This window comes from Amycolatopsis sp. NPDC003676 (assembly GCF_053587275.1).
Map to the genome: position 1 here is coordinate 42488 of NZ_JBSFNS010000045.1, position 23375 is coordinate 65862.

Sequence of the window (23375 nt, forward strand, 5' to 3'; positions counted from 1 at the left end):
GAACCGAAGCTCAGCAAACCGCCCCCAGCGGCAAAGTAGCGGTCAACCCGTCGCTCTGCCGCCCCTCAAGCCGATCCAGCCGCAGCCCCCATTCCCCGGCGAGCCGAGCCAGCACCTGCCCCGCTTGCTCGACCGCCGCCGCATGCGGAGAGGCGACGCGCACGACGGCCGCCACCTCAGGCACCCCGCCCAAGCGGCGGGCGGCCAGCGACAGCGTCACCGCGGTCTGGGACGTCGCGCCCAGCACCGCGTGGATCAGCCGGGGAGTCGTCGCAGGCGGGAGCGCGGACCAGCCGTCCAGCCGGAACGCCGTCTGGGACACCGGGCCGCTGTGCCAAAGCCGCCACTGCTCCCGGACCTGGGTGCGGCCAGCGGTGACGTGCGCGAGCGACGCGATGGAGCCGAGAAATTCGGGCTCTCCCAACGGACTCGTCGGCACGCCGTCGCGGCGCAGGCGACGCTGCACCCGCCGCAGCGCGTTGGTCAGCGCTTGGCGCACCGCATCGTCCTCGTAGCGCTCGACAGTGCGCAATGCTTGCAGCGCAAGCCAAATTCGAGGCGGTTGCCGACGGTCGACGCCCGCGTGATAGAGCACCTGCGCGACGAAACCGGTGCCAGGTTCGGCAGGCGGCAGCAGCGCTTCGGGGCCGGGGATCGGAGTCGGCGGAAGCGAGTTCGGGCGCAGGACAGCGGAGATCCCGTCCGTGCGGCTGAAGAGGAACACCGGATCGTCGCCGAGTTGCCCGGGATGTCCGGAACCTTCCGGCGAAAGCGTGCGCAGCAGGGCGCGGCCGGTCTCGTCGGCGTCGGCCAGTTCGCGTTCCCGGTCGCGCAGCGCGTAGCCCAGGGAAAGCGACAGCCATTCGTAGCCCCAGCGGCCGCGGTACCGCAGTGAGGTCAGGGTCAGCAGCGCCACGGCGCCGAGTCCGATCGTGGCCGCCACCGGCCATGGTCGGCCGATCGCCAGGACAGCGGCCACCAGCACCAGTTGCCCGCAGACGATCTGCAGTGCGCCCCACCGGCGACGTCGCTCAACCGGAAGGTGCACTGGCGGCGGCGGTGTCGTCACGACCGGGCGCCACGGCTGCGCATAGGTCGCCACCGGGGAAGGAGCCGCTGCTCTCGCCGCGGTCAAGGCGGCCAGTGCCGCGGTGCGGGCCGCTGCCTGGGCATCCGCCGGCACGGGGATCTGCTGGCCCTGGCCGATCGGCCGGGCGAGCGGCACCGGGCCGGCGACCGGTCGCGCCGGGGCGCTGGCGCGCCGGCCGGGATGTGCCTCGCCGGGATGGGTCACGGCAGCCTCCTCACGTCCCGGACAGGGTCGCGGGGAGAAGCTGAGGTTTCCGTGACAGCACGTTTAATCAGGATTTCAACGGCGTCCTCTAGCGTCCGGGCATGGGTTCCGGATGTATCTCGGCTGTAGCCGACGCGGTTACGGTCCGCCGGTGACCACAGAAACGCCGCGCGCGAGGCGCGCCGCCATGTTCCGGCTGGGGACGGTCGTCGTCGCCGCACTGGCCGTGGTCGGCATCGCCGTCACCGGGCACGCCTCGCTGCCCACGGACCTGCAGTTCGCGGACGCCGGGCACTGGGTCTACAACACCTCGTCGCAGTCGGCGGTGCACGTCGACGGCGCGACCGGCCAGGTCGACGCCCAGGCGGCGGTCCCCGGCGCGGAGGCGGGCAGCCCGGTGGCACAAGGCGGCCGGTCGGGCTACGTCGTCGACCGGACGCGGATCACCGAGTTCAGCAAGTCGACGCTCGGCGTGGAGAGCAGCAAAGCGCCGCCGTCGGCCGAGGAGCCGGTCGTGCTGGAGGTCGCGGGCGGCCCGTACCTCGTGTACCGCAACGCCGGGCAGATCGCGCGCCTCGGCGACCCGGCGGCCACCGCGCCGACCGGCGGCCCGTTGTCCGCGCCGGTGGCGACGTCCGACGGCACGCTTTGGGTGCACCGCATCGACAACGGCTCGATCTGCGACCTCCCGCGCGGCGCCACGCTCTTGACCTGCCCCGCGCAGCTGCCGCAGGGCCACGACGCGTCGCTTTCGGTCGTCGGCGACCGGCCCGTCGTGCTCGACACGACGGCCAGCGTGCTCCGCTCGGTCGGCGCGAACGGGCTCGGCGAACCGGCCGACCTCGGGCTTTCGCTGCCCGCGACCGCGCAGGTGGCGAGCGACGACGTCGACGGCCGGCTCGCCGTCGTCGACCCGGATCACGGCCAGCTGCACCTGATCGACGCCGCCGGCCTGCTGCAGAGCCGTCCGGTCGCGCGGCCGGTGTCGGTCCCGCTGGAGAAGGGCGGCCACTACGCGGGCCCGGTCGCGACGGCGCACACCGTCGCCGTGGTCGACCAGGCCCGGCACGAGGTGCGCACCTACGACAGCAAGGGCGCGCTGAAGAGCAGCAAGGCGGTGCCCGAGGGCGGCGGCGAGCCGCGGCTGTCGCTCGGCCAGGACCACCGGATCTACGTCGACAACCACGACGGCTCGCACATGGTCGTCGTCGACGGCGGCGACGGCGTGGCCGCGGACGTGGACGTCAGCGCGAAGACGCAGCCCAAGCCGACCCCGCCGCCGCAGCCGGAGACCACGCCCAGCAGCCAGCCGCCCGCGCCGCCGGGTCCGCCCGCGCAGCGGGACAATCCGCCTCCGCCGGTCGCGAAGCCGACCCCGCCGGGCGCGCCGCGCAACGTCCGCGCGACTGCGGGCACCGGTTCGGCCACAGTGATGTGGTCGTCCGCTCCCAGCAACGGTTCCCGGGTGGTCCGGTATGTCGTTTCCTGGTCCGGCGGTTCGACCACAGTGGACGGTGCGCGGTCGCGGGTCACCGTGGACGGGTTGGCCAACGGCCAGTCCTATTCCTTCAGCGTGGCCGCGGAAAACTCCGCGGGCCGGGGCGCGGCGGCGAGTTCCCGCTCGGTCGTGCCGGGCGGAGCCGCCGAGGCCCCGAAGGTCACCGCGACCGTCGGGTCGAACGGCGCGGTTTCGGTGAGCTGGACGACCCCGGACCTGCACGGAGCCGACCTCGACCACTACGCGGTGAGCGCGTCCGGACAGGGCGACCGGTCGGTGTCCGGGACGTCGACCAGTTTCCAAGGACTGAGCGGCACCGTCACTTTCACGGTCCGGGCGATCACCTCGTACGGCTCGGGGCAGCTCACCGGCAGCCCCGGTTCGGCGCGGGCGACTGTCGCGTCCGGCCCGCCGTCGGTGAAGATCACGAGCGTGCGCAGCACGAACGCGCTGATCGTGACGGTCAACGCGGACCCCAACGGCGGCGCGGCCACCTGCCAGGCCTCGTTCATGGGCGCGACTTCGCCCTCGAAGTCCTGTTCCGGCACCACTCAGCTCACGATTTCCAACGTGATCTGGGGAGGCGCGATCACTATCAAGGCTACGATCCGGAATTCCGCGGGTTCGGCGAGCGACAGCTGGACCGGCGTTCCGACCACTTCATGAGAAGGGCGAACGTGAGCTTCACGCCGAAAGCGGCCTACGACCTCATTGCCGACAACGTGCAGACGGTGCTGCGCGGCCATCCGGACGTCGTCCGGATGGCGGTCGCGGCGCTGTTCGCCGAGGGGCATCTGCTGATCGAGGACGTGCCCGGCGTCGGGAAGACCACGTTGGCGCGCTGTCTCGCGGCCAGTGTCGGCGGCCGGTGGAACCGCATCCAGTTCACCCCGGACCTGCTGCCCGGCGACATCCTCGGCGTGATGGTCTACCACCAGCACGCCGAGCAGTTCCAGTTCCACCCCGGCGGGATCTTCGCGAACGTGGTGCTCGCCGACGAAATCAACCGCGGCACCCCGAAAACGCAGGCGGCGCTGCTCGAGGCGATGGCCGAGCGCCGCGTCACGGTCGACGCGGTCACCCAGCCGGTGCCGAGGCCGTTCCTGGTGGTGGCGACCCAGAACCCGATCGAGATGGAGGGCACCTACCGGCTGCCCGAGGCGCAGCTGGACCGGTTCCTGATGCGGTTGTCGGTCGGCTATCCGAGCCACGACGCGGAAGTGATGGTCGTGATGGGCGACTGCGCGGGCGTCACCGCCGACGAACTGCGGCCGGTGCTGCGGATCGAAGACGTGCAGCAGGTCATCGCCCGCGTGCGGCAGGCGTACCTCGCGCCCGAGGTCGTTTCGTACGCGGTCCGCCTCGCCGCGGCGAGCCGCAGGCATCCGGCCGTGCGCTACGGCGTGAGCCCGCGCGGCAGCATCGCGCTGATCCGTGCCGGGCAAGGCCTCGCGGCCACGCACGGCCGCGATTACGTGACCCCGGACGACGTGAAGGACGTGGCGCTTCCGGTGCTGTGCCACCGGCTGGTGCTGACCCCGGACGCCGAATTGAACCAGCGGCGGCCCGAGGACGTCGTGGCCGAACTGCTCGCCGACACCGCCGCCCCGACGGCCGCGCCCGGGCGCTGAGGCGTGCGGCTCACCCGCCGCGGAATCGCGGCGCTCGCCGGTGCTGTGCTGGGCTACGGGCTCGGCGAACTGGCCGGATACCCGCTGCTGCGCGTGCTTGCCGGGATCGTGGCGGGCGCCGTGCTCGCCGCGGTGCTCGTGACCCGGGCCCGGCCGAAGGCGGAGGTCTCGCGGTCCGTTCACCCGGAACGCATCGAACGCGGCCGTCCGGCATTGGCGACCTTGGCGGTGCGCAACGAAAGCGAGCGACGGCACGGCGGGTTCTCCGCGCAGGATTGCGTCGGCGCGGACACCCGCGAGGTGCAGGTCCGCGCGCTCGCGCCCGGCGCCGCGGCGACCTACCACTACGAGCTTCCGACCAGTGCGCGCGGCAGGCTCGAGGTCGGGCCGCTGGTGCTGCACCGATCGGATCCGTTCGGGTTCGCGCGCGCCGACCGGACGCTGGGCGCGGCCGCGTGCCTGTGGGTGTACCCGCGGCTGAACCCGATGCGCCCGGCCGCTTCCGGCCATCCGCGCCACCACCACGACGGCCCGATCACCGATCCGCCGCTGCGCGGTTCGGCGGATTTGCTGGCTGTGCGCGAGTACATGCTCGGCGACGAAGTCCGGCACCTGCATTGGAAAGCCAGCGCCCGGACCGGACGATTGATGGTGCGCGACTACGCCGATCCGGCGCAATCGCGGCTCACCGCCGTGCTCGACACTCGGCCGGAGGCGATGCGGCCGGAGGTGTTCGAGGAGGCTGTCGAGGTCGTTGCGTCGCTGCTGTACGCGTCCGCGATGGCGGGCCAGCACTGCCGGTTGCTGACGTCGTCCGGGCTCGAAACCCCAGTGGGGAGCGGGGTTCCGACGGCTCGGTTGCTGCTGGACGAACTCTGTCTGGCCGCGCAGGATTCGGACGATTCGCTGCTGCTGCTGCCCGCGGCGCGGCTGGCTGGTGCGCGGCCGGGCGGGGCGCTGGTGGTGGTCACCGGACCGCAGGCCGATCTCGGGGCGGCGCTGCGCTGGCGGCCGGACACCGTGATCCGGCTGGGCGTTCGCGAGCCGGGCGTGCGCGCCGGTTCGATCGACGCGGTGGATGCGGCGGACGCGGCGGCGAAGTGGAATGCCCGGGGCGAAGGGTGAACGCCCGGTTGGCGGTGACCGGACTGCTCGGCTCCACCACGGTGGCCGGGTTGTTGTTCGCACCCGTTTTCGGATTGTCGGCGTTGCTGTTGCCGGTGCTCGTGGTCGTGCTGCTCGGCTATGCGAGCGCCGAACTGTGCCTTCGCTTGCCTCGGCTCTCGGCGTGGCGTCCGCTGATCGTGCTGGTCGCCGGATTGCTCGGAATCGTTGAGACCACGCTGTTTTCGACCACCATCTCCGGGCTGCCGACGGGAGCCTCGCTTCAGGGATTGAGCCATGGCCTGACCGAGAGCTGGCTGCAAACACTGCAATCGACCTGGCCCGCGCGGCCGGACGCCGGACAGCTGTTGTTCGTGCCGCTGGCGGTGCTGCTGGCCGTCGTGCTCGGTCTGGAACTGTTGCTGCGCCTGCGAATGCCGCTCGTGGCACTGCTGCCGAGCCTGGCGGTGGCGGGTCTGGCGCAGGCGTATCAGGCGCTTACCGGTTTTACCGCGCTGTACGCCGCTGTCGCGTATTTCGCGCCAGCCGGGCTGTTGCTGTGGGCGTCGCGGTCCGGCGGCGGTTCTCTGCGGCTTCGGCGGCCGTCCGGTTCGGCGGCGTTGGCGGTGCTGCCGCTGGTGGTCGCGATCGCCGCCGGAGCACTCGCTTTCGGCGGACTGGACCCGGCGGGGCGGGTGCCGTTCCGGCTCGCCGACGGCCATCCGGTGCCGCCCCCGCAAACCCCGGTCAGCAACCCCCTCGACGAGATCGCCGGGCAGCTGGCCGATCCGGCGCGTCCGGTGTTCAGCTACCGCAGCACCGCTCCGGTCGACCGGTGGCGGCTGGTCGTGCTGAACGGGTTCGACGGGGCGAACTGGTCGGCCGAACCGAAACTGCGCCGGCTGGGCGCGCGGATCGACGGCGTGCCCGGCGCGCCGGAGGTCTCGGCGGAGCTGAGCGTGCCTCCGCTGTCCGGGCCGTGGCTGCCGAGCCAGCCCGGCTTGACCAGCGTGACCGGTGCGGCGCCGCTGGTGGATCCCGGTGCGGGCGTGCTGCTTTCGGCATCCCCGGGCGGGCAGACCGACTACCGGATGACCTGGTCGGCCCCGGAAGCTGATCCGAAATCTCTAGCCACAGCACCAGTCGACGCGGACACGCCGGGCGGCCTCAGCGGTGTCGGCGCGGTGCCCGACGACGTCGCGCGGCTCGCCTGGACCGCGGTGCACGGCCTGCGCCCGACGTTCCAATCCGCGTTGCAACTGCAGCGTTTCCTCCAGCAGAACTACCAGCTCGCGGTCGGCGACGACCTGCCGACCGGGGCGTCCTGGCCGCAGTTGCGGCAGTTCCTGACCGTGTCGAAACGCGGGACGAGCGAACAGTTCGCCGCCGCGTACGTCGCGCTGGCCCGGATCACCGGCATCCCCGCCCGGCTCGTGGTCGGCTATCGCGGTGCCGACACCGCCGGAGCGCACGTCGTGCACGGCGGGGACGCGCTGGCGTGGCCGGAGGTGGCGGTCGCCGGGGTCGGCTGGGTGCCGCTGGACCCGACGAAGTCCGCCGCGACGTCCGCCAAGTCGTCCGGGCTGGCGGGTGCGGCGGGACGGGCGCAGTCGCAGTTGCCGCCGCTGGAAAAACTCCAGCCGCCGGTAGCGCCGCCGGACAGCAAGCCGGAAGCGGCTTCGTTCGTCTCCGGATCGGCTGGCTGGCCGTGGTGGATCGCCGCGGCAGTCGTACCCGGGCTGATGCTGTGCGCGCTGGTCGCCGTGCCGCTGGCGAAGCTTCTCCGGACGAGACGCCGACGCCGCCGCCTCGGCAAAGACGCGATTTTCGGTGCGTGGGCGGAAGCCCGGGACCGGCTGCGCGCCCACGGCGTCGCTTACCGGGTGGGAATGACGCCCCGGGACCTGGCGGAATCGGCCGGGTCGGCACTGGGGGAGCGGGTGCGGGATCCGGTGCTGCGGCTGTCCGGGGTGATGGATTCGGCGCTGTGGTCGCGGTTCCCGCCGTCGGAGAGCGCGGTCGGCGTGGCGTGGATGGAAATCCGGGAACTGCGCCGGGCGCTGGCCGGACGTCCCTTGCTGAGCCGGGTGCGCGCGGTCTTCGACCCGCGTTCGTTGTTTCGGCGGTCTGCTTAGGACAGTGCCGGTCAGGACGTGCAGACCGCGCCGCGGATCGGGACCGGGGGAGTTTCGTAGACGTGGTTGCCGTCCGTCGCGCGGATCTGGAAGCAGTATTTGCGCGCCGGGTCGACCGGGACCGACATCGTCCGATTGCGGTGGGCGGTGAGGACCATCGGCGGGATGCGCTCGGCCCCCACGACGACCGCGAAGTCCAGATTCCCCTCGGCAGTCCAGGTGAGCTTGATCTGAGTCCCGAGATCGGCGGGTGCGGCGAGGGCGAGATGCACGTCCGGCACCGGGGCCCGCTCGGCAGGCGGCAGCTGCCCGGACGACGGCGCGTTCGCGAGGGGGAGCGCGGGGCGGGGGTCCTGTTTCGAGGTGAGCATCGGAATCGCGATCAGCGCGCCCACGGCCGCGACCAGTCCGGCGGCGAGTGCGGGCCACCAGGCGATGCCGGGGAGCTTCTTGGCGCGGCGGGGTTCTTTGGTGTCGTCGAAGGTGTGCAGGAGGGTCCGGCCCGGTGTTGGGGTGGTTGTGCCGGAGAGGTTGTGGGGGTGCTGCGGAACGCCGCCCAGACCGCCGGGTTGCCGGGGCGCGGCGAAGCTGCCCGGCTGCTGGGCGAGGTGGGAGGAGTCGGCAGGTTGCTGGGGTGCGCCGGAGAAATCGCCGGGTTGCTGCGGTGCACTGCCTGAGCTGCCGGGTTGCTGCTGGGGCGCGGCGAAGCTGGCGGGCTGCTGGGCGGGGCTGGGCCAGTCGGCTTGGCGAGGTGCGCCGGGGAAGCCCTCGGGCTGCTGCGGCGCGCCGCCCGAACCGCTGGATTGGTGCTGGGATGTGGTGAAGCCGCTCGCCGGTTGGGCAGGGCCGGGCGAGTCGGCGGCTTGGTGCGGTGCGGCGATGGGACCGCCGTCTGGTTGCTGGGGTGCTTGGCCGACTCCGGGCAGCTGCGGGGCGGGGCTCTGCTGATGTTGTGCAGTGCCGGGACCTCCGGGCGGCTGGTGGAGTGCGGCCAAGCTGCCGGGCTGTTGGCCGGGCCAGTCATTGGCTTGCGGTGCCGCGCCCCCCAAACCGCCGGATTGCGGAAGGGCGGCGGAATTCCCGGACTGCTGGCCTGAACCGGGCCAACCGCCAGCCTGGGCAGCGGCGAAACCGCCAGCCCGCGGCGCGGCGCCAAGCCAGCCTCCGGGCTGCGGCACCCCGCCGAACCCGCCCGGCTGCGGCACCCCGCCAAACCCACCCTGCTGCCCATGCCCCGCGAAATCGTCGAATTCCACCTCGGCCGGAGCAGCACTCGCCTGGTACAGCCGCTCCAGCGTCTCCGCCACCGCGGCCGGATCCTGCGGGCGGTCCGCCGGGTCCTTGGCCAGCAGCCGCCCGATCAGGTCGACCAGTGCGGGCGGCGCCCCGGGCACCCGGATCGGCGGCACGGGATCGCGGAACACCTGCAGGATCCGTTCGGCCCGCTGCTGCCCGGTGTGGCGCGGGAACGGCGACGAACCAGTGAGCGCCGTGTAGAGCACCGCGCCGAGGCCGTACAGGTCGCTGGCCTCGGAGAGAGCGTCGTCGCGCAGCGTTTCCGGCGCGGCGTAGTCCACCGCGTGCAGCGGATCGCGCGGGAAGCGGCGGCGCAAGGCCAGTCCGAAATCAGCAAGAGCGAGCTCCCCCGAACGGCGCAGCAGCACGTTGTGCGGCGTCACCCCGCCGTGCACGACGCCCACCTGATGCGCCGCGGCCAACGCAGCGGAGACGGTCCAGCCGACGGCGAGGACGTCGCGCACCGGAAGCTGTCCGTCGAGCAGGTGCGCCAGCGACCGCTGGCACAGCTCCATCCGCACGCCCAGACGGCCGTCCGACAGCTCGCCGACCTCGTCGGCCGGCAGGATCGCCCGTTCGCCGCGCACGGCGGCGAGTGCCTTGCGTTCCCGGTCGAACCGGGCCGCCGTGTCGCGGTCGAGGACGCCGTCGAACACCTTGACCGCCACGTCCTCGCCCGCCAGCCGGCCCGCGTAGACCTTGGCGACCGGTCCCTCGGCGAGCAGCCGTTCCTCGCCCACCCCGATGCTCATGACCGCCATTCTCCCCTGTGCGGCCGGGTCCGGCGCAATGCCCGGGCAGGTTCCTGCCTCGCGTGCGCGTGTCATCGAAACCTCATCCGCCGCTGCCTAGTTTCGACCCCGTCACCACAGCTTCGGCGGCCGCGCGCCGCCTGGAACGGACAAGGAACCACCCATGGACATCTGGCACATCCTCGCCAAGCCGATCCTCACCGGCCTGATCATCTTCGGCGTCGGCTGGCTCAGCATGACGATCCGCAAGCGCCGTGTCGCCCGTACGGAAGCCGCCGCTCCGGCTCCGGTGGAGGACCGCTCGCAGGCCGTGCTCCGGCAGGCGCAGCAGTTCGACGCCGAGCGCGAGGAGCTGGCCGCCCGCGGACAGGACGCGCTCGCCAAGGCACGCGCGGCGGTGGACAGCTGGCAGGAACTCGCGCAGCTGCGGCCGGGCCGCTTCCAGTCCGAATTGCAGGCGGCTTCAGCGCGCCTGCATGAGTTGAGCGGGTCCGCGCGCACGGCCTGAAAACCGAAGGGGGAATTCCGATGTCCGCCGCCTTGTGGACCGGCCGTCGCGCCGAACCCGCCACGGTCGCCGCCGACGTCGCCGCGACCGTGCGGAAGGAACTCGGCCTCGCCGCCGCTCCGGCGGCGATGACGGCGATGACACTGCCGGGCAACAGCACCGGCGTCCCGGCAGGCAGTCTTCTGCCGCCGCGCGAACGCTTCAGCGGCATGCCCGCGCCGACCGACTGCTTCGTCTACCTCGACGCTCAGCAGCCCCGCCCGTTCGAACTCCGGGCCGCGGTGATGAGCGGCCGCACCGCGGTGCGCCGGGCGCTCGGCCTGGGCGCGCTGGTCTACGCGGTGCCCCTGTACCTGCCGAAGCCGGTCCGGGTTTCGCTCGGCGCACCCGGCGGCCGGGGACTCGCCCCGTTCGAAGGCGACCCGGCGGTCGCGGACCGGCTGAACGCCGACGCGGACCTGCTCGAAGCCGCCAACCGCCTGTCGAGCACCCGCGCGGGCCAGACGAAAACGCTGCCGAGCGGCACTGCCCACCAGAGCTGGGAGGTCGATCGCCTGCTGATGATCACGCCAGGCGCGGACGGCGCGGTTCTGGTGGTGCGCACGCTGCACCGCGTGGTCTCGTCCGGCTGGCAGCTGCGCGCGGACACCGTCCTGGACTTCGCCGCCCGGCTCGAAACGACGCTGTGCGGAGTGCGCGGCTGAACTCGCGCCGAACCGTGCCCTCGCACCGGCCCAATCCGGTGCGAGGGCACGGTTTTGTCGTGCGCGGGAGTGAACCGCCTGGGGAGAAAGCGCTGCGCGGCAAGCGAAATACCGGAAGTGCCCGCCGGTGCCGGTGACGTTCACACGGCCCGGGTCCGCTCTGGCCGTTCCCCGAAGCGGGTCGTGCTCGTGCGTCGGTCCCGCGGCTGAGCCGAACTGTCCATCATGGACGGTCCAGGGGCGCGGCAGGTTCCTGCCTCGGCTCCCCGCGCGAGCCGGTTCCGGCCGATCCTGGAGGCATGCAGACCGCTGGCCTCCTCAGGATCACCGTCGCCGCACCGCGCCGGCGCATCGACATGGCACTGCCCGAGCACGCGCTCGTCGCCGAGCTGCTGCCCGGCCTGCTGGCGCGGGCCGGCGAAGGGCTGGCCGACGAGGGCGCTTCCGGCGGCGGCTGGCAGCTTCGCCGGGCCGACGGCACCGCGTTCGACCTGAACCGGACGCTCCGCGCGTATCGCGTGGGCGACGGCGAGATCCTCCACCTCACCCCGGGCGACCTCGACTGGCCGGAGCCGGAATACGACGACCTCGTCGACGCGATCGCGACCGGAGCCGGTCGGACCGGCGGCAGCTGGGGACCTCGGCACACGCGGCGAGCGGGGTTGGCTGCCGGGGCGCTGCTGGCGCTGCTGGGACTGTTCGCGGTCCTGCGCGCCGGACCTCCCTGGGGGACGCCCGCGCTGTGGGCTTTCCTGGCCGCGCTGGCGCTGCTGGCGGCCGGGGCGGTGCTGGCGCGCGCGGTCGGCGACGCGGCGGCGGGAGCGGTCCCGGCCGGGGTCGCGCTGCCGTACGCCGCGGTCGGCGGGGCGCTCGCGCTGGCGGACGGCCATTCGCTGGCCGAGCTGTCCGCGGGGCAGGTGGTCCTCGCGGGTGCGGCGCTGCTCGTGGCCTCGGTCATCGGCCTGCTCGGGGCGACCGCGGCGCAGCCGTTCTTCGTCGCGGCGGGCACGGCCGGGGTGTCCGCAGTGCTCGGCGGGTCGCTGGCTTCGGCCGCGGACCTGACCGGGGCACAGGCCGCGGCCGTGGTCGCCGGCGGACTCCTGCTGCTGTCCATCGCTTTCGCGCCGATGGCCCTGCGGTTCGGGAAGGTGCCGATGCCGGTGCTGCCGCGCTCGACCGCCGATCTCGTCCGAGACGATCCGCAGCCGCCGGTCGCCAAGGTGCACGCGGCGGTGGCCCGCGCGGACGGGCTTCTGACCGGGATGCTGTGCGGGGCGGCCGCGGCCGTGCTCTGGTGCGAGCTGTCGCTCGCCGCCGCCGGCCAGCCCTCCTCGGTGGTGCTGCTTTCCGTGCTGTCGGCCGGATTGCTCTTGCGGGCGCGGTTGTACCCGGTGGCCCGGCAGCGGATCCCGTTGCTGGCCGCCGGGCTGTTCGGGGCGGCGTGCCTGGCGGCCGGGCCCGCGGCCGCGCTCCCGGGCGCCTCCGTGCTGGCGATCCTGTTCGCGCTCGCCGCGGTCGTGCTGGCGGCCGGAGTGCTGCTCAGCACCCGGGCCGCGAACCCGTATCTGGGCCGGGCGGGCGAATACTGCGAGATCCTCGTCGTCGCCGCGGTGGTGCCGCTGGTGTGCTGGGTGCTCGGCCTCTACGCCTACGCTCGCGGACTGGGGGGTTGAGCCGTGGTGTCCAAAAGGGACCAGCTGCAGGCGTACCAATTCCTGGTGCAGCGGGCGATTTCCGCGCTCGTCGCGCGGGAGACGGATCCGGAGCAGCCGCCGTTCCGGCGTCCGGCGGGCGCGGCGTTCGTCAGCCTGTCCCTGGCTGTCGTGTCGCTGGCGGTGGTCGGCCTGTTCGGGATGATCTCGCCGGGAGGCGACGAATCCTGGAAGAAGAATTCCGCGGTGATCGTCGAGAAGGAGACCGGCACGCGCTACGTCTACTTGAACGACCGGCTCTACCCGGTCGCCAACTACGCGTCGGCGCTGCTGCTGCTCGGCGACTACCGCGCCGCGGAAGAGGTTTCGCGCAATTCGCTGGCCGGGGTCCGGCGAGGGCCGCGGATCGGCATCGCGGACGCGCCGGACGCGCTGCCGGGCGCGGACCGGCTGCTGACCGGATCGTGGTCGCTGTGCTCCGTTCCGGCCAGCGACGCCGCGGGCAGCCGGATCGAGGAATCGGTGCTGCTGGCCGGAACCGGCCCCGGCGGCGGCGCCGAGCCGGGCGACGGCGCGTTGCTGGTCCAGCTGGTGTCGAACGGGGACCGCTACCTGGTCTGGCACGGGCGCCGGCACCGGATCGCCGACTACGACGCGGTGGGCACGGGACTGGCGCTGGCGTCCCAGCCGTGGCTCCGGGTCGGCCAGGCATGGCTGGACGTCCTGCCGGAAGGCGCCCCGCTCGGCCCGCTCCCGGTAGCACAGGCGGGTTCGCCGTCGACCGCGGTGCCGGGCCGCACACTGCGCACCGGGATGCTGCTCGTCGTCCAGTCAGCGGGCGGCGGGCAGCAGTACTACCTCGCCGGGCCCGATGCCTTGCAGCCGATCACCGAGCTGCAGTACGACATCCAGCTCGCTGACGCGCGGCTGATGACGGCCGCGTATCCAGGCGGCCGGCCCGCCGCGGCCCAGCTGGCGCCCGCGGAGGCGGCCGCCGCACGGCAACTCGACCCGGCCCCGGCGGCGGCGGACGCGGCGCCGTCGTCGCGCCCGCCGATCGTCCGGCTTGGCGACGGCGAAGCGACCGTGTGCGCGACTTTCGCACCGGGCCAGACGGCGCCGTCGCTGCGCCTCGACCCGTCTTTGCCGCCCGCGGACCCGATGGCGGCCACCGCTCGCCGTTCCGCGGACGGCACCCCGCTCGCCGACCGCGTGTACGTTCCGCCGGGTTCGGCCGCGCTGGTCGAAGCGATGCCGTCCGCGCAGGCTCCGGCGGGCACGCTGACTCTCGTCACCGACCTGGGCAGGCGGTATCCGCTGGCGACGCCGGAAGTGCGAAAGATCCTCGGTTACGGGGCCGCGCCGCCGGTCCGGCTGCCCGCCGGGCTGGTGTCCCGGTTGCCGGAAGGGCCGAGCCTCGACCCGGAGGCGGCCAAGCGCCAGACCCTGGTCGGCTGACCCGGCCCGGAACGCTGGACCCGGGGAGCGGCGTTCTGGGCGAGGCGCGGAACAGTGTTGCCGCGCAAGGAAAACCTGGTTGCGGCGGTGAGTGACGGGCGGGCTCGGGCGCCTGCCGCCGGACTGTGCGGCGGGAACAGTGATTCCCGGCAGGGGAGTGCCGAACATCTGACTTTGCTCGGGTCGGTCCGGGCGTTGCCGCGCGCGACATGATTCAGGACGGCGCCGTTCGCTTGCCGGAACAGCGTTCGCTGGCAAGAGAAAGCGTCGGCCGGCTGATGCCGGGCGGGCCGGGGCACCCGATCCGGGGCAGTGCGGAGAGAACAGTGTTTCCGGCAACGAAAAGCGCCGGTCGACAACCCAGTCGACCGGCGCTTTTCCGTCCGCTCAGCGCGTGGCGGACCAGAGATCCTCGTCGAGCGGCGGCCCGGACTCGTCCGGGCGCCGGCGGGCGGACAGGGTGAATCCGGCCGGGTCGCCGGCGCCCGCGCGCCCGCGCAACGCCGAGGGCACCCCCTCCGTGCGTTTTGCCGGTTTCCGGGCGGAGCCCGAGCGCCCGGTCGGAGACTCGCTCGAGCCCGGCCGGAGCGTGCCGGAGGACATGCCCTGGCCGAGCCCCGGCATCATCGGCCCGGCGGCGCCAGGAGCCGCGGCCGCCGCCGGGGTTTCGGCCCAGCCCGCCTGGACTTCTCCGGCGAGACCGGGGGCGCGTTTGCCGGTGACGGGCCTCGCCGCGGGCAGCAGGCTCGCGGCGGTCGAGGCCCCGGCGAGACCCGGCAGCCCGGACACGGCCGGCGCGCCCCCGGCTCCGGGCCCGGGCAAGAGGCCGAGCGAGCCGCCCGCGGCGGACAGCGCCGCGGGCAGATCCGGGCTGAGACCCGCCAGCGAGAGACCGCCCGAGTGCGCGGGCGGGAGCGCGGAGCCCGCGTCGCCGCTGCCGCCCAGTGCGGAACCGAGGCTCTGCAGGTCCTGGAGATCGTCAAGGCCCGCCGAGGCGAAGCTGACGCCGGACGTGGCCGCCTTGATGAAGTCGGCGGGCGAGTTGCCTTCGGCGGAGGCGTTGCCGCCGGGCGCCGACGGAAGCACGTCGCCGGGTGTTTCCAGCCCCGCTCCGGAGACCACTTTGAGCATCGACATGTCGAAGTTCCCGCCCAGCTCGGTCATTTTCGTCGCGGCGGCTTGCTGCAGGGGCAGCGCCGCGGCCGCCGTCAGCGGGTTGTAGGCGACAGCGGTGTAGGACGCGTGCAGGCCGGTCACGATCGCCTGCGTCGCCTGGACGTCGGCGGCCAGGGTCGTCAGCGTCGCCGGCACCTGGGCCGCGTCGAGCCGCTCGCCCCACATCTTCAGCTCGGCGAGCGTCCGCTGGATCTTCTCCTCGTGCGCCCGCCCGGCCTCGTCCGTCCATTGCGGACTCAGCTCGCCGGCGCGGGTGTTGAGCAGCGTCTGGGTCTCGCCGACCCATTCCCGCACCTGTGTCCACATCTTCGCCGCGTCGAGGAGGGCGGGAGCGTTCGCGCCCTCGGCCTCCATCATCGGGAAGAGCGTCTCCATCGGGAACAGGTTGTAGGGGACTGTCATCCGAGCCTCCTCAGGCGTTCTTCGCGGCGGTGGCCGGTGCGGCGGATGCGGTCTGCCCGGCGGAGGCGGACTGCGCGGGCGACGACGCGGCCACCTGCTTGACGAGGTCGATCCCTTGCTTGGCGAGCTTCGCCGTCGCGGTCGCGAGGTCGAACGCGCTCGCCACGTCCGCGGCGCTGTAGGCCAGCCCGGACGCCTTGGAGCTGGCGGAGAATCCGGCCATGTCATTGCTGACCTTCAGCATGAACGCGGTCAGTTCGGCGGTCGCCGCCTTGTCCAGCAAGGACATCGCGATCCCCTCGAACATGCCGGCCAGGCTCGGCGCCGTGCTCAGCCGTCCCATCGACGGCGGCAGCTGCGGCGCCACGAGCTGGCTGGCGAACGCGCTCATCGCCTCGGGACTTCCGTTCACTTCTGTCGCGGCCACGTGACCCTCCTCGGTTCGGTGTCTTCCTGGACTTGCCAGAGGTCTTCGTCGAGCACCCGGTCGTCGGCCGCCGGCCGCGCGCGCCGGTCGGCCGGCGCGGGCTTGCGGCCCTTGCCCGAGCGCCCGCGCAAGGGCACTCCCGGGGTCGCCCCCGGTTTCCGGGCCCGCCCGCGGCCGGGGCGCGGTTCTTCGGCGTCGCCCGGTTTGACGCCGCCGCTCGGGCTCGCGCCCGCGGTACGCGGCGGGTACATCGGCGGCATCCCGCCGCCCGTCGCCCCGGTTCCCGACGCCGCGGCCGAATTCGCCGACGCGGGAACCGGCATGCCTGCCATCCCCGGCGGCGCGGCGGCGTTGCCGAGCGGTCCGGCGCCGCCGACAGCGGGCAACGCCGCGCCGCCGAGGCCGCTCGCCCCGCCGAGCCCGCCGGCGCCGCCCCCGTCGAGTCCCGCCAAAGCGGGCAGCCCGCCGCCGGCGCCGTCGAGATGCCGCAGGTAATCGGTGAGGTCGGCGGGGGACATCGAAGAGAGATCGGCCGGATTGAAGTCGCCTGCCTGCGGCCCGAGACCGGACAGATCGCCGCCGGAGCCGCCGAGCAACTGCTGGGCCGACTGCGCGGCCTGGCTCAGCGCGTCGACGAGTTTCGTCCCGTCGTCCAGCAGATTCTGGGCGGATTCCGGTTGCGCCGGGGTGCCGGGGCCGCCCGGTTGCTCCGGACTGCGCGGCTCTTGCGGCCCGCCCGGCGCGCCCGGCCCGTCCGGGGCTGCCTGAGCGGCCGGGCCCGGATCGGCGGCGGACGGTCCGGGTTGGCCCGGCCCCTGCGGCGCGGCCGCGCGCGGACCGTCCCAAGCCTTCCCGACGGCTTTCGCCATCGCTGCTCCGACGTCGGCGTATTTCGGGACGAGCGCGTCGAGGAGCGCGCCTAGGTCGTTCCGGGCCTTCTGCTCCAGCATCGGCTTCACATGCGCGGGCAGGCTGTTGTAGCTGTTCCGCAGCCGGGTCGCCTCCGGCAGGGCGTTCTGGATCGCGGCGACCAGGTCGTTGATCCGGTCGACGACGTGCGACGCGCTGACGCTGCCGCTCAGGTTCAGCTGCCCGGGCAGTGTGGCGGTGATCGCGAGGGAAGGATCGTGCCACGACCAGATCGAGTTGAGGCCGCGGTGGACCTGCTCGGCGAACAGCCGGCCCGCGTCGTCCGGCCAGCTGGCGATCAAGTTGTTCGTCTCCGACCGCAGGGAGGCGCACTGGTAGTCGAGCCACGCGGCGACGTCGCGCCACATCGCGGCCGCGGCGACGAGCCGGGGCACGTGCTGGTCGTGTTCGGCGGTGAGCATCCGGTGCTGGTCGTCGACGGAGTACGCGGCGTATCCGGCCACGGCGGCTACCCCCGTTCCAGTTCGGGCGACGAATCCGGCAGACCCTGCCCGTTCTGCGCGGCGAGCCCGGCCAGCAGCCGCTGCCGTCCGGCGAGGTCGGCCTGGACGTAGGCGACCGCGCTGCGGTGCACGAACGTGCTGTAGGCGGCGAATCCCTGCGTGAGATGGGTGATGAACCGGTGCAGTTCGGCGGTGCTCCGGTTGTCGGCCGCGGCCAGCGCCCCGCATTCGAGCATTCCGCCGTCGCACAGCGGATCCGGTTCGCGCACGACGGTGCGCGGCACCGGGAAAGCGGAGAGGCTGCCGAGCACGTTCTCGGAAAAGCGCTTCATCTGGTCGGTTTCGCCCGCGACTTGGTCAGCCATCGGTCCCTCCCGGGTTTGCGGGGCAGGCTTCCTCTTCGGAAAGCCAAGCCACCTGGACGAGGTCCTTGCGCGCCCGCCGGTCGACCAGCCAGCCGCGGCCCGGCGGCAGCACCTGCGCCCGCATCCCGCCGAGCAGCGGGCCTTCGTCGCGGTCGCCGGACATCATCAGCCCGGGAGCGCCGACCTCCCGCAGCCTGGCCAGCACCGGTTCGAAGAGGCCGCGCCCGGCGCCGCCGGTGCGCCGGGCCAGCACCACGTGCAGGCCGATGTCCCGGCCCTGGGCGAGCAGCGGGAGCAGCGGCATCAGGGGATGCTCGTCGTGGGTGGCGACGAGGTCGTAGTCGTCCACGAGGACGTAGATCTCCGGGCCGTGCCACCAATCGCGCGCCCGCAGCTGTTCCTGGGTGACGTCCGCGCCGGGCAGGCGTTTGGCCAGCGCCGCCGCCACCTCGGCCAGCATGGTGCGGGAATGCGCGTCGTTCAGGCCGGTGCCCAGCAAGTGTTCTTCGCTGATCTGGCCGAGCAGCCCGCGCGTGTGGTCGACGAGCACGATCCGGGCCTCGTCCGGGGTGCAGGCCCGCGAGATCCGCCGCGCCAGCACCCGCAGGAACGACGTCTTGCCCGATTCGGTGTCGGCGAGGAGGAAGAAGTGCGGGTCCGCGGCGAAGTCGAGCCGGAGCGGAGCCAGGTCCCGCTCGCGGACTCCCACGGCGAATCCGGCGTGGTCGCCGGTCAGCTCGTCGGCGGCGGGCAGGTCGGCGTAGGGAAGCGTGGCGGGCAGCAAGCGCACTGCCGGAGCGGACTCGCCCGGCCATGCCCGCGCCACCGCCGAGACCAGCGCGCTGACGCCGTCGGCGAGGTCGTCCGTCCCGGACTCGCCGTCGATGCGCGGCAGCCCGACCAGCATCTGGTGCCCGCTCATCGCGATGCCCCGTCCCGGCGCTCCCGCGGGCACGCCCATCGCCGCGCGCCGGTCGACGATCGAGTCGATCGGGTCGCCGATCTTCAGCTCGAGCCTGCTGGCGAACAGGTCCCGGACGTTCATCCGGAGATCGAACGCGCGGCTGCAGGACGCCACGACGTGGACGCCGTAAGACAGCCCGCGGGCCGCGATGTCGCCGACGACGTCCTCCAGTTCGGGGAAATCGTTGCGCAGGGTCAGCCAGCCGTCGACGACCAGGAACACGTCGCCGTGCGGGTCGTCGGCGAAGCGGCCCTCGGCGCGCAGCTTGCGGTAGGTGGCGATGCCGTCGATCTGGTGCTCGGCGAATCGGCGTTCCCGCTGGGCGAGCACGGCGGCGACTTCCGCGACCGTGCGGCGGACCCCGCCGGTGTCGAGCCGGCCGTGGACGCCGCCGACGTGCGGCAGCCCGGCCATCGCGGCGAGCGTTCCGCCGCCGAAATCGAGACAGTAGAACTGGACCTCGCGCGGGGTGTGGGCGAGCGCCAGCGACGCGACGAGGGTGCGCAATGCGGTGCTCTTGCCGGTCTGCGGCGCTCCCAGCACCAGCAGGTGCCCCGCGGCCCCGGACAAGTCGAGGACCAGCGGATCGCGGCGCTGTTCGTAGGGCCGGTCGACCAGCCCGAGGATCGGCCGCAAGGCTCCGGCCAGCGCGGGCGCGGTGACGACGAGACCGCGTTCGGGATGCGTGTCGAGCGGCGGCAGCAGGGAGTCCAGCGGAGCCGACTCGGCCAGCGGCGGCAGCCACACCTGGTGCGCCGCGGCGCCTTGCCCCTCCAGCCGGTCGACCAGGATGTCCAGCAGGGTTTCCCCGACCGCCTCGTCCGCGCCCGGCGGCTCGCCCGCCGCCTCGTCGCCGGGGACGGGATCGGGCGCGACGTACCCGGTGGTGTATTCGTGCAGGACGAGCTGCTGCGCCGCGGCCGGCCCGGCGGGCCCGCCCGTGCTCCGCTGGTACACGCCGGAGACGTAGGCGGAACGGAAGCGGTCCATCGGCTCGGTGCTGACCTTGAGGAATCCGTGTCCCGGCGCGCGCGGCAGGCGGAACGCGTCCGGAACCGACAGCACCGTGCGGCTTTCCATCTCGGAGAACGTGCGCAGGCCGATCCGGTAGGACAGGTGCCCTTCCAGCCCGCGCAGCCTTCCCTCGTCCAGCCGCTGCGAGGCGAGCAGCAGGTGCACGCCGAGCGACCGGCCCAACCGTCCGATCTGGACGAACATGTCGATGAAATCCGGCTTGGCGGAAAGGAGTTCGGAGAATTCGTCGCAGATCACCAGCAGCGTCGGCACCTCCGGCAACGGGGCTCCGGCCTGCCGCGCCTTCTCGTAGTCGCGCAGGGAGGAGAAGTTCCCGGCCGCGCGCAGCAGTTCCTGGCGGCGGACGAGCTCGCCGTTGATCGCGTCGGTCATCCGGTCGACGAGGTGCAGTTCCTCGGAGAGGTTGGTGATCACCGCGCTCGTGTGCGGCAGCTTGTCGAGCCGGGTGAAAGTCGCGCCGCCCTTGAAGTCGACCAGGGCGAAGTTCAGCGAGTTCGGCGGATGCGTGACGGCCAGCGCCAGCACGAGCGTCCGCAGCAGTTCCGACTTCCCCGAGCCGGTCGCGCCGATCAGCAGCCCGTGCGGCCCCATCCCCTCCTGCGCCGATTCCTTGAGGTCGAGTTCGATCGGCGCGCCGTCCGCCTGCACCCCGAACTTGACCCGCAGCCGGTCGCGGTTGGGGCGGGGAGCCCACGTTTTCGCCGGGTCGAATTCGTACGGGTCGCCGAGTTCGAGCAATTCGGCGAGGCCGAGTTCGGCGTTCATCGGGGCGTCGCCGCGAAGGCCCGCGGTGAGCCGGAGCGGAGCCAGCTGCCGTGCCAGCCCCTCGGCAGCCTCCCGCCCGAGCGTGTCGGCCCGGCCGAGCGGTGCTTGTCCGTCGAAGGTCTCGCTGGTCATCGTGCCGTCGGCGGCGACGGTGAGGACGACCGAGGCGCGATCGAGCGCGCGGGGCGGGGCGGTGCTCAGGTCGAGCACGGTGACGCCCTCCACGCCGCCGCCGGTCATCAAATGGTCCGAACCGGCCGTGTCGCCGCCGTCGACCACCACGACCAGATGCGGTCCGCTGACCCGGACGTCGACCTCGGGATCGAACCGCGGCCGCTTCGCCAGCTCCTCTTCGAGCAGGGACTCGAGGGCCGGAATGGTCTGCGCGACCAGGCGCAGCGAGCCCAGCGCGTCGGTGCGTTCGGGATGCAGGGCGTGCGGCAGCCACTTCAGCCATTCCCAGCCCGCGCGTTGCTCCGGTCCCGCGCACACCGCGATCCGCAGGTCCTCCGGCGACTGCAGAGTGGCCAGCTGGGCCAGCATCGCGCGCAGCAGCCCGGTCGCGGCCGCGCGGTCGCCGCGGAGGTGGATGCGGCTGAACCCGTTGACCGCCACGGCGATCGGGAGATCGTCCACTGTGGAATGCGAGGTGAGGAACCGGCGCAGGGCCAGCGCGGACAGCGGTTCCAGCTCCTCGAGCGGTTTGGTGTCCGGAGCGACGAGCGACAGCGCCGGGCTCTGCGCCCCGCGCCCGATCCGGGCGACGGCGAAGTCCTCGTCGTTCTTGCGGCGTTCCCACAGCCGGCAGCTCGCCGCCAGCGACCAGAGAGTTCCCGGTTCCGGGTGCAGGTACTCCATCGCCGTCCGCTGCCGGAGCACGGCGCGGCGCAGCCGGAGCCGATGCTGCGCCAGATGCCGGAGGTACTTCCGGCGGGCCCGTCCCATTTCCCGTTTGCTCGGGCCGCCGCCCTGCAGGAACCCGGTGACGGCCATGCCGAGCATGCCGACGCCCATCAAGCCGTAGACGACGTACCGGATGCCGCTGCCCGCCGAACCCGAGTACATCAGCACCATCGAGCCCATCATGGCGATCATCGGCAGCATCATGAACAGCTGCGTCCACTGCCGCCCCGGCGCCGGCGGGATCTCCGGCGGCGCCTGCAGGATCAGCTCCCCGGCGGGCATCTCCGGCGCCGGTTTGCGGGCCGGCCTCTTCACCACGACTGTCGCCATGCCACCGATCGTGGGCGATCCGCGGCCCCGATCGGGCGCGATGGCAGGAACGTGCCGCGGGCCCGGACCGGACCGCCCGGGTCCGTAACTTCGGCAGGGCAAGCGAGCGGACCGGAACCAAGCCGAGGAGCGCGCATGACCGGTAACCAATTCCAGATCGAGTTCGGGGCGGCCACCCAGCTGGTCAACTCCACCGAGGACAGCATGGGACAGCAGAACTCCCTGCGGGCGCGGCACACCCAGAACCAGGCGGAGCTGGTCTCCGGCAGCCTGGCCGGGCGCGTCCAGAACGGGGCGTTCGCCGCCAACCAGGCGGGACAGGACGACTGGAGCAGTGCGGTGCGGCCGCACGGCGACCGGATGGTCGACAACACCCGCCAGGCCATCCAGGTGCACGCGAGCGGGCAGGACGAGTCGTTGCACGCGGTGAACCAGCAGCACTACGGCGGCGGGCACATCCACTCCGTCATCCACGGATCCTGAAAGGAGAGGGAACATGACCTCGGGAGACGAATTCAAGGTCGTTTTCGAATCGATGGAAACGGCGTTCTCCAACGCGGGCAAAACGGCCGCGGAACTGACTCAGCACTCGGAAGAACAGACCAGCCGGATGCGGAACATGCTGAGCGGCCAGTGGACCGGCGCGGTGGCCGACGCCAACACCCAGGCCTACCAGATGCAGCAGAAGCGGACCGGCGAGCACGCCGACGCGACGCATGCCGAGGGCGTCGCTTACCGCCAGGTCGGCGAGATCGGCCAGAACGTGCTGCAGCAGGCGATGCGGATCGTGCAGTCCTGACCGGCCCTGTTCGGCGGCACTAAGAGCGGATGCCCGGCCGGGCATCCGCTCTTTCGCTGTCAGAGCGGGAAAATCCGCCCGGTCGGTTCGCCGGCGGCGTCGCCTTCCGTGTGGCCCGACGAGACCGTCAGTGCCGGTGCGCACCCTGCTGCTCCGGTGTCACGCGGCACGGGCTTCGGTGTGTGCTTCCGGTACCGCATGGGGAAGCGTTGCGGGGTGTGCGCGGGCAAGGCGTTCGTTTCCCCTGTCAGAGCAGGAAAATCTGCTCGGGCGGCTCGTCGGCGGGGCGGTGTGCGGGAACCGGCGGGGCGAGTGCGGCCCGCCAGCGGCGTCGCTTTCCGCGCGGTACGACGACAGCGGCTGCCGCTACCAGCGCCAGCGCGCAGCCGGCGGCGCCGAGGAGCCACGCGGCTGCGGACCCGGTGTGCGCTTCCCACGCCGCGTGGGCGAGCTGTGCCCGGTCGGGCGGTTGCGGGGCATACGCGGGCAAGGCGGCCGGTTCGCCGAGGTCGAGGCCGTCGGTCACCGCCCGGTAGGGATCGACCAGGCCCGCTCCGTAGGCGGGGCTGCCCGCGCCGCCGCGGGCGGGGCTCGCGGTGGCCTTGATGCGCTGGATCACTTGCGCGGCCGACAATCGCGGCCAGGCGGCTCGGACCAACGCGGCGGTTCCGGCGACGAACGGGGCGGCGAAACTCGTCCCGTCGTCGTAGGCGTGCCCGCCCGCCCTGGTCGCGGCCAGCACCTTGACGCCCGGGGCCGCCACGCCGACGTACGGCCCGATCTGGGAGGCGGACAGCCGCGCCC

Annotated in this window: 18 protein-coding genes; 10 read left to right on the forward strand and 8 right to left on the reverse strand. The window is 73.0% G+C overall.

What is annotated here, in order from left to right; all coding sequences use genetic code 11:
* Positions 1–10: 10 nt before the first annotated feature.
* Positions 11–1294, reverse strand: a complete 1284-nt coding sequence (locus tag ACWDNU_RS24915; RefSeq protein WP_449670668.1) for a type VII secretion protein EccE — start codon at positions 1292–1294, stop codon at positions 11–13.
* A gap of 151 nt (positions 1295–1445) precedes the next feature.
* Here ACWDNU_RS24915 and ACWDNU_RS24920 point away from each other — a divergent pair, with 151 nt between their 5' ends.
* From ACWDNU_RS24920 to ACWDNU_RS24935, 4 genes are read left to right on the forward strand one after another with little or no spacing between them, the layout of a single operon-like run.
* Positions 1446–3458: a fibronectin type III domain-containing protein gene (locus tag ACWDNU_RS24920; RefSeq protein ID WP_449670669.1), complete on the forward strand. Its 2013-nt coding sequence runs from the start codon at positions 1446–1448 to the stop codon at positions 3456–3458.
* A gap of 11 nt (positions 3459–3469) precedes the next feature.
* Positions 3470–4423, forward strand: a complete 954-nt coding sequence (locus ACWDNU_RS24925; protein ID WP_449670670.1) for an AAA family ATPase — start codon at positions 3470–3472, stop codon at positions 4421–4423.
* 3 nt (positions 4424–4426) lie between these two features.
* Positions 4427–5548: a DUF58 domain-containing protein gene (locus ACWDNU_RS24930; protein WP_449670671.1), complete on the forward strand. Its 1122-nt coding sequence runs from the start codon at positions 4427–4429 to the stop codon at positions 5546–5548.
* Positions 5545–7662 carry a transglutaminase TgpA family protein gene (locus ACWDNU_RS24935; RefSeq protein WP_449670672.1) on the forward strand — a complete coding sequence of 706 codons (2118 nt, stop codon included), beginning with the start codon at positions 5545–5547 and terminating at the stop codon, positions 7660–7662. The genes ACWDNU_RS24930 and ACWDNU_RS24935 overlap by 4 nt, the downstream gene beginning before the upstream one ends.
* A gap of 11 nt (positions 7663–7673) precedes the next feature.
* On the opposite strand, the gene ACWDNU_RS24940 is transcribed toward ACWDNU_RS24935, so the two are convergent.
* Entirely contained in the window at positions 7674–9710 is a 2037-nt protein-coding gene (locus ACWDNU_RS24940; protein ID WP_449670673.1) for a protein kinase domain-containing protein, read from the reverse strand.
* A gap of 163 nt (positions 9711–9873) precedes the next feature.
* Here ACWDNU_RS24940 and ACWDNU_RS24945 point away from each other — a divergent pair, with 163 nt between their 5' ends.
* From ACWDNU_RS24945 to eccB, 4 genes are all read left to right on the forward strand, one after another.
* Positions 9874–10218 carry a hypothetical protein gene (locus ACWDNU_RS24945; RefSeq protein ID WP_370936721.1) on the forward strand — a complete coding sequence of 115 codons (345 nt, stop codon included), beginning with the start codon at positions 9874–9876 and terminating at the stop codon, positions 10216–10218.
* A gap of 20 nt (positions 10219–10238) precedes the next feature.
* Positions 10239–10922, forward strand: a complete 684-nt coding sequence (locus ACWDNU_RS24950) for a hypothetical protein (protein WP_449670674.1) — start codon at positions 10239–10241, stop codon at positions 10920–10922.
* Between the two features lie 299 nt (positions 10923–11221).
* Entirely contained in the window at positions 11222–12595 is a 1374-nt protein-coding gene (gene eccD / locus ACWDNU_RS24955; protein WP_449670675.1) for a type VII secretion integral membrane protein EccD, read from the forward strand.
* A 3-nt stretch (positions 12596–12598) separates the two neighbouring features.
* Entirely contained in the window at positions 12599–14032 is a 1434-nt protein-coding gene (gene eccB / locus ACWDNU_RS24960; RefSeq protein ID WP_449670676.1) for a type VII secretion protein EccB, read from the forward strand.
* Between the two features lie 387 nt (positions 14033–14419).
* Here the strand turns inward: eccB and ACWDNU_RS24965 are convergent, their stop codons facing one another.
* From ACWDNU_RS24965 to eccCa, 5 genes are read right to left on the reverse strand one after another with little or no spacing between them, the layout of a single operon-like run.
* Positions 14420–15610 carry a hypothetical protein gene (locus ACWDNU_RS24965; RefSeq protein WP_449670677.1) on the reverse strand — a complete coding sequence of 397 codons (1191 nt, stop codon included), beginning with the start codon at positions 15608–15610 and terminating at the stop codon, positions 14420–14422.
* Positions 15611–15620: 10 nt separating this feature from the next.
* Complete coding sequence (locus tag ACWDNU_RS24970) at positions 15621–16037, reverse strand: hypothetical protein (protein WP_449670678.1); 417 nt, start codon at positions 16035–16037, stop codon at positions 15621–15623.
* On the reverse strand, positions 16019–17410 hold the full coding sequence (locus ACWDNU_RS24975; RefSeq protein ID WP_449670679.1) for a hypothetical protein: 1392 nt from the start codon (positions 17408–17410) through the stop codon (positions 16019–16021). Before ACWDNU_RS24975 ends, ACWDNU_RS24970 begins: the two co-directional genes overlap by 19 nt.
* Before the next feature lie 5 nt (positions 17411–17415).
* Positions 17416–17775: a hypothetical protein gene (locus ACWDNU_RS24980; RefSeq protein ID WP_370936728.1), complete on the reverse strand. Its 360-nt coding sequence runs from the start codon at positions 17773–17775 to the stop codon at positions 17416–17418.
* Positions 17768–21772 carry a type VII secretion protein EccCa gene (gene eccCa / locus ACWDNU_RS24985; RefSeq protein WP_449670680.1) on the reverse strand — a complete coding sequence of 1335 codons (4005 nt, stop codon included), beginning with the start codon at positions 21770–21772 and terminating at the stop codon, positions 17768–17770. The genes ACWDNU_RS24980 and eccCa overlap by 8 nt, the downstream gene beginning before the upstream one ends.
* Before the next feature lie 135 nt (positions 21773–21907).
* Here eccCa and ACWDNU_RS24990 point away from each other — a divergent pair, with 135 nt between their 5' ends.
* Both ACWDNU_RS24990 and ACWDNU_RS24995 read left to right on the forward strand, forming a co-directional pair.
* Positions 21908–22255, forward strand: coding sequence for a hypothetical protein (locus ACWDNU_RS24990; RefSeq protein ID WP_370936730.1), 348 nt, complete (start codon positions 21908–21910; stop codon positions 22253–22255).
* Between the two features lie 13 nt (positions 22256–22268).
* Positions 22269–22571 (forward strand): hypothetical protein, encoded by a 303-nt coding sequence (locus tag ACWDNU_RS24995; protein WP_370936731.1) that lies wholly within the window; start codon positions 22269–22271, stop codon positions 22569–22571.
* Positions 22572–22818: 247 nt separating this feature from the next.
* On the opposite strand, the gene ACWDNU_RS25000 is transcribed toward ACWDNU_RS24995, so the two are convergent.
* On the reverse strand, positions 22819–23375 hold a 557-nt coding region (locus tag ACWDNU_RS25000), incomplete at its 5' end, for a S8 family serine peptidase (RefSeq protein WP_449670681.1).